Below are 6,110 nucleotides of genomic sequence, written 5' to 3' on the forward strand. Positions count from 1 at the left end.
TGCTGACCGAGGCCCGGGCCTGGCAGGCCGGTGAGCGGCCGCGGCGGGCGGGGATCTCCGCGTTCGGGGTCAGTGGCACGAACGCGCACGTCATCCTCGAACAGCCCCCGGCCGACGAACCTGTGGACGACGAGCCCGGGAGCGGGGAACCGCGGGTTGCGTTGCCGGTGGTGCCGGTGCTGCTGTCCGGCCATGACGAGGCCGCGCTGCACGCCCAGGCCGCTCGGCTGGGGCAGCGTGTTGCCGCGGGTCCGGCTGATGCCGCCGGCGTCGTCGGTACCGCCGATGGCGAGCTGGCCGGCGTTGCCGCGGCGACGGTCCGGCGGGCGGTTCTCGCGCACCGGGCTGTGGTGCTGGCTGGTGACCGTGTGGGCCTGGTCGCCGGACTGGGTGCGTTGGCGGCTGGTGAGGCCGCTGGAAATGTTGTGCGCGGTGTCGCGGGGTCTGGCCGGTTGGCGGTGTTGTTCACCGGTCAGGGTGCGCAGCGGGCTGGTATGGGTCGGGGTTTGTACGCGGCGTTCCCGGTGTTCGCGGACGCTTTCGACGCGGCCTGCGCGCATCTGGACGGTCTGCTGGACCGCCCGGTCCGGGATGTCATCGACAACGAGCCGGAACTTCTGGACCAGACCGGCCATGCCCAGCCGGCGATCTTCGCGGTCGAGGTCGGTGTGCTCGCTTTGCTACGCGAGCTTGGCGTGACCCCGGAGGTGGTGGCCGGTCATTCGATCGGTGAGATCACCGCGGCGTACGCGGCGGGAGTCCTGACCCTGGAAAGCGCGGCTGTGCTGGTGGCGGCGCGCGGACGGCTGATGCAGGCCCTGCCCGCCGGTGGGGCGATGCTCGCGGTGCAGGTCGGCGAGGCCGAGGCCCTGGCCACACTGGCCGAGGCCGGGATCGTGGTGGATCTGGCCGCGGTGAACGGACCGCGGGCCGTCGTGCTCTCCGGTGCGGAATCCGTGATCGACGACGCCGTCGCGCTGGCGACGGAACGTGGTTGGCGGTCGTCGCGTCTTCGGACCAGTCATGCGTTCCACTCCCGGCTGATGGAGCCGATGCTGGCCGAGTTCGCCACGGTCGTGCGCGGCCTTGCCTTCGCCGAGCCGACGGTGCCGATCGTGTCGACGGTGACCGGGCAACCGGTCGAGCCCGGGCAGTGGACGGACCCCGAGTACTGGGTCGAGCAGGTCCGCCGGCCGGTCCGGTTCGCCGACGCGGTGGCCACGCTGGCCGCGCAGGGCGTCACCCGCTTCGTCGAGGCGGGGCCGGACGGGATTCTGACCGCGGCCGCGCAGCAGTGCCTGCCCGAGTCGGTCGACAGCGTGTTCGTGTCCGCGCTGCGCCGGGACCGAGACGAGCCGACGACCGTCCTGACCGCCCTGGCGAACCTGTTCGTCCACGGTGTCGGCGTCGGCTGGAGGGCACTGCTCGCCGGTGCCGGTGCCGGTGCCGCTGCGGGTGCGCGGCCGGTGGTGTTGCCGACGTACGCCTTCCAGCGGCAGCGGTACTGGATCGGCGCGCAGGCCGCTGTCGGTGACCTCACCGCGGCCGGGCTCACCACGACCGATCATCCGCTGCTCGGCGCGGTCGTCTCGATGGCCGACGGCGAGGCGGTGGTGCTGACCGGGCGGCTCGCGACCCGGACGCACCCCTGGCTGGCCGACCACGTGGTGGCGGGGGTGGTGCTGCTTCCAGGTACCGCGTTCGTCGACCTCGCCGTACTGGCCGGTGGCCACGTCGGCTGCCGGACGGTCGAGGAACTGACGCTGCACCTGCCGCTCGTCATCCCGGAGCGGGAGGCCGTGCAGCTGCAGGTCACCGTCGGGTCGGCCGACGAGACCGGGCGCCGGTCGCTGCAGGTCCACTCCCGCCCCGCCGACGAGCCGGACGAGTCCTGGCGTCAGCACGCCAGCGCCGTCCTGGCGCCCGCGGTGGGCGCGACGGAGACGGCCGCCGAGGACCTCGGCGCCTCCTGGCCGCCGGCCGGCGCGCAGGAGATCGCGGTGGACGGCTGCTACGAGCGGCTGCACGCGCTGGGCCTCAGCTACGGGCCCGCCTTCCAGGGGTTGCGGGCCGCCTGGCGGCACGACGGTGATCTGTTCGTCGAGGTGGAGCTCGACGACGACGCCCAGCGTGGCGCGGGCCGGTTCATGATCCACCCGGCGCTGCTCGACGCCGCGCTGCACGCCCTGACGCTGCCCTCCGGATCGCCGGCCGGGGCCGGGAATGAGGCCGGGAGCGAGGCCGAGGCGCGGCTGCCGTTCGCGTGGACCGGGGTGACCGTACACGCGCAGGGCGCCGCACGGCTGCGGGTGCGGATCAGCGTGGCCGGCGACGACACCGGTGGCACCGCGGTCCGGCTGACCGCCGTCAACGAGGTCGGGCGGCCGGTCCTCGCCGTCGACTCACTCCTGCTCCGGCCGCTGCCGGCGGGCGGGCTCGACCTCGGCGCCCGCCACCAGCGGGTGTTCGCCCTCGACTGGGACCGGTTCGCGGTCGGGCGTGGCGCGTCCACCGGCGGCTGGGCGGTGGTCGGCACCGACGCCGCCGGGGTCGCCGAGCTTCTCGGGTCCGATCCCGTGCGGGCGGGGCTCACGCTGTATCCCGACCTGGCGGGGGTGCCGACGTCCAGTGAGGTCGTGCTGCTGCCCTGCCTGCCGGACGGCACCCGCGACGGCGGACTCGCCGAGGCCGTCCGGGCGGCGACGGTACGGATGGCGGGGCTGGCGCAGCAGTGGCTGGCCGCCCCCGACCGGGCCGACGCCCGACTGGTGGTCCTCACTCGCGGTGCGGTGCAGACCGCCGGCGGCGGTGTGGGCAGCGCCAGCGGCACGGGTGGCGACGTCCACGATCTGGCGCACGCGGCGGCGGTCTGGGGACTGCTGCGGTCCGCTCAGCAGGAGAATCCCGACCGGTTCCAGCTTGTCGACCTGGACGGTACCGAGGCGTCGTGGCGGACCCTGCCCGACGTCGTGGCCGGTGGCGAGCCGCAGGCGGCCCTCCGGACGGGAACGCCGCTCGCGCCGCGGCTCACCCGCGCCCGGGTCGTCCCCGGCTTCGGTTCCGTCCCCAGCCCCGACAGCGCGGTGTCCGGTGGCGCGGTGTCCGGTGGCGCTGTGTCGGACAGCGCGGCGTTCGGTGGGCCGGAGGGGACGGTGCTCGTCACCGGCGGAACCGGGGCACTCGGCGGGCACGTCGCCCGGCATCTGGTCCGCCGGCACGGCGTCCGCCAGCTGCTGCTGCTCAGCCGGCGCGGGACGGCCGCCGCCGGTGCGCGGGAACTCGTCGACGAGTTGACCGGGCTGGGCGCGACCGTGACGGTCGAGGCCGTCGACGTGGCGGACCGGGCCGCGCTCGCCCGGGTGCTGGCCGAGGTGCCCGCGCCGCATCCGCTGTCCGCCGTCGTCCACACCGCCGGCACGCTGAGGGACGGCGTCATCGAGTCGATGACGCCGGAGCGCATCGTGCAGGTGCTGCGGCCCAAGGTGGACGGCGCGCTGCACCTGCACGAACTGACCCGGGGCGCGGAGCTGGCGGCCTTCGTGCTCTTCTCCTCGTCGTCGGCGGTCTTCGGCACGCCGGGGCAGTCGAACTACGCGGCGGCGAACGCCTTCCTGGAAGCGTTGGCGCAGCGGCGCCGCGCCGACGGGCTGCCCGGCCAGGCGATGGCCTGGGGGCCGTGGGCGGAGGGCGGCATGGCGAGCGCGCTGGGCGACGTCGACCTGCAACGGATGGCCCGCGCCGGGGTGCTCCCGCTGAGCGTGGCCGACGGGTTGGAGCTCTTCGACGCCGCCCTGCGGACCGACGCGGTGCCGGCGGTGCCGATCCACCTCGACCTGCGGGTGCTGCGCGCCACGCCGGACGACCTGCCGCCGCTGCTGCGCCGGCTGGTGCCGGTGCCGGCACGTGCCACGGCCCGGGCGGCTGACGGTGCCGGTGAGCCGAGCCTCGCGGGGCGGATGGCCGCCATGGCGGCGGCGGAGCATCCGGCGCTGCTGCTCCAGGTCGTGCGCGGTGAGGTCGCCGGGGTCCTCGGCCATGGCGCCGCGGATGACATCGCGCCCACCAGGGGCTTCCTCGACCTGGGGTTCGACTCGCTCACCGCGGTCGAGCTGCGGAACCGGCTGAACGCCGCGACGGGCCTGCGGCTACCCGCCACGCTGCTCTTCGACTACCCCAGCGCGGCGGCGCTCGCCGAGCACCTGCGGGAGCGCCTCCAGGCGACCCTGGCCGCCGCCAACGCGCCGAACGGCGCGGTGCCGGTGGGAGCCGCGAGCGCGGGGCCGGCCGGCGCCGGGCCGTTCGGCGCGGCAGCGGCAGGCCTGACGGCCGGCGGACTGCTGGCCGAGCTGGACCGGCTGGAGTCCGCGGTGCTGCCCGACGGGCTGAGTGAAACGGAACGGACCCAGGTCGCCGGCCGGCTTCAGGCCCTGCTGTCCCTGTTCGGGAACGGGTCCGATGACGAAGTGGTGGAGCGACTTGATTCCGCCACCGACGACGAGATGTTCGCATTCATCGACAACGAACTGGGATTGGACGCCGAGTAGCCCTAGGGGCGAGCTAGGGGTTGTGACCGGCGACGGCCGACCATAGTGTCGGGTATCGGTGGGAGGACTGGCTCCACTGATTATCCGGCTGGAGTCGCTTATCCGGCTGGAGCTGTTGTTCGGCTCGAGTCGCTAATCGGCTGGAGCCGGATTTCTGCTGCGCGTGACCTCCGGCCGTCTGCGCGTCAACCCCGGCCGTGTGACCCGGTTTTTCTGGAGTGAGGTGGCTCTGGTGTCGAGCGAGCAACGGCTTCGGGACTACCTGAAACGAGTGACCGCGGACCTGCACCAGACCCGGCAGCGGCTGGCCGCGCTGCAGTCGACCAGCCGCGAGCCGGTGGCGATCGTGGGGATGGCCTGCCGCTACCCGGGTGGGGTGGCTTCCCCGGAGGACCTGTGGGAGCTGGTCGCCTCGGGTGGTGACGGCATCGGCCGCTTCCCGGCGGACCGTGGATGGGATCTGGCGGGTCTTTACGATCCGGATCCGGATCATCCGGGGACGTCGTATACACGTGACGGTGGTTTTCTGTATGACGCCGCCGAGTTCGACGCGGCACTGTTCGGTATCAGCCCGCGTGAGGCGTTGGCGATGGATCCGCAGCAGCGGCTGCTGTTGGAGGCGTCGTGGGAGGCGTTCGAGCGGGCGGGTATCGATCCGCTGGGGCTGCGGGGTTCCCGGACCGGGGTTTTCGCGGGTCTGATGTACCACGATTATGCGGCGCGGCTTCTGGTGGTTCCGGACGAGGTCGAGGGATATCTCGGGACGGGGAATTCCGGGAGTGTGGTCTCGGGTCGGGTGTCGTACACGTTCGGTCTTGAGGGTCCGGCGGTGACGGTGGACACGGCGTGTTCGTCGTCGCTGGTGGCGTTGCATCTGGCGGTGCAGGCGCTGCGGTCCGGTGAGTGTGAGTTGGCGTTGGCCGGTGGTGTGACGGTGATGGCGACGCCGGGGACGTTCGTGGGTTTCTCCCGNCAGCGNGGNCTGGCNGNGGACGGCCGCTGCAAGTCGTTCGCNNNNGCNGCGGACGGCACCGGCTGGGGTGAGGGNGTCGGGATGCTGCTCGTCGAGCGGCTNTCNGACGCCCGCCGTAACGGCCANCCGNTNCTNGCGGTGGTGCGGGGCAGTGCGGTGAACCAGGACGGNGCNNNNANCGGTCTGACGGCGCCGAACGGNCCGTCGCAGCAGCGGGTGATCCGCCAGGCGCTGGCGAGTGCGCGGCTGGGGACGTCCGAGGTGGATGTCGTCGAGGGTCATGGGACCGGTACGACGCTGGGTGATCCGATCGAGGCGCAGGCGCTGATCGCGACCTACGGCCAGGATCGGCCGGAGGGTCGGCCCCTGTGGTTGGGGTCGGTCAAGTCGAACNTCGGTCACACGCAGGCCGCGGCCGGCGTCGCCGGTGTGATCAAGATGGTGGAGGCGATGCGGCACGGGGTGCTGCCCCCGACGCTGCACGTGGACGAGCCGTCGTCGCAGGTGGACTGGTCGCAGGGGTCGGTGGAGCTGCTGACCGAGGCCCGGCCGTGGGCCGCTGACGTGGACCGGCCGCGGCGGGCGGCGGTGTC

The 6,110-nt window shown here is 73.5% G+C and carries 2 protein-coding genes; both read left to right on the forward strand.

Translation table 11 applies throughout. The features are described from left to right. Positions 1–53 precede the first annotated feature (53 nt). Complete coding sequence (locus tag B056_RS43510) at positions 54–4,544, forward strand: SDR family NAD(P)-dependent oxidoreductase (protein ID WP_407672324.1); 4,491 nt, start codon at positions 54–56, stop codon at positions 4,542–4,544. Between the two features lie 232 nt (positions 4,545–4,776). Further along, positions 4,777–6,110, forward strand: a 1,334-nt coding sequence (locus tag B056_RS0106835) for a type I polyketide synthase (protein ID WP_195905852.1), incomplete at its 3' end; no start/stop codon positions are given.

This window comes from Parafrankia discariae (assembly GCF_000373365.1).
Taxonomy (GTDB): domain Bacteria; phylum Actinomycetota; class Actinomycetes; order Frankiales; family Frankiaceae; genus Parafrankia; species Parafrankia discariae.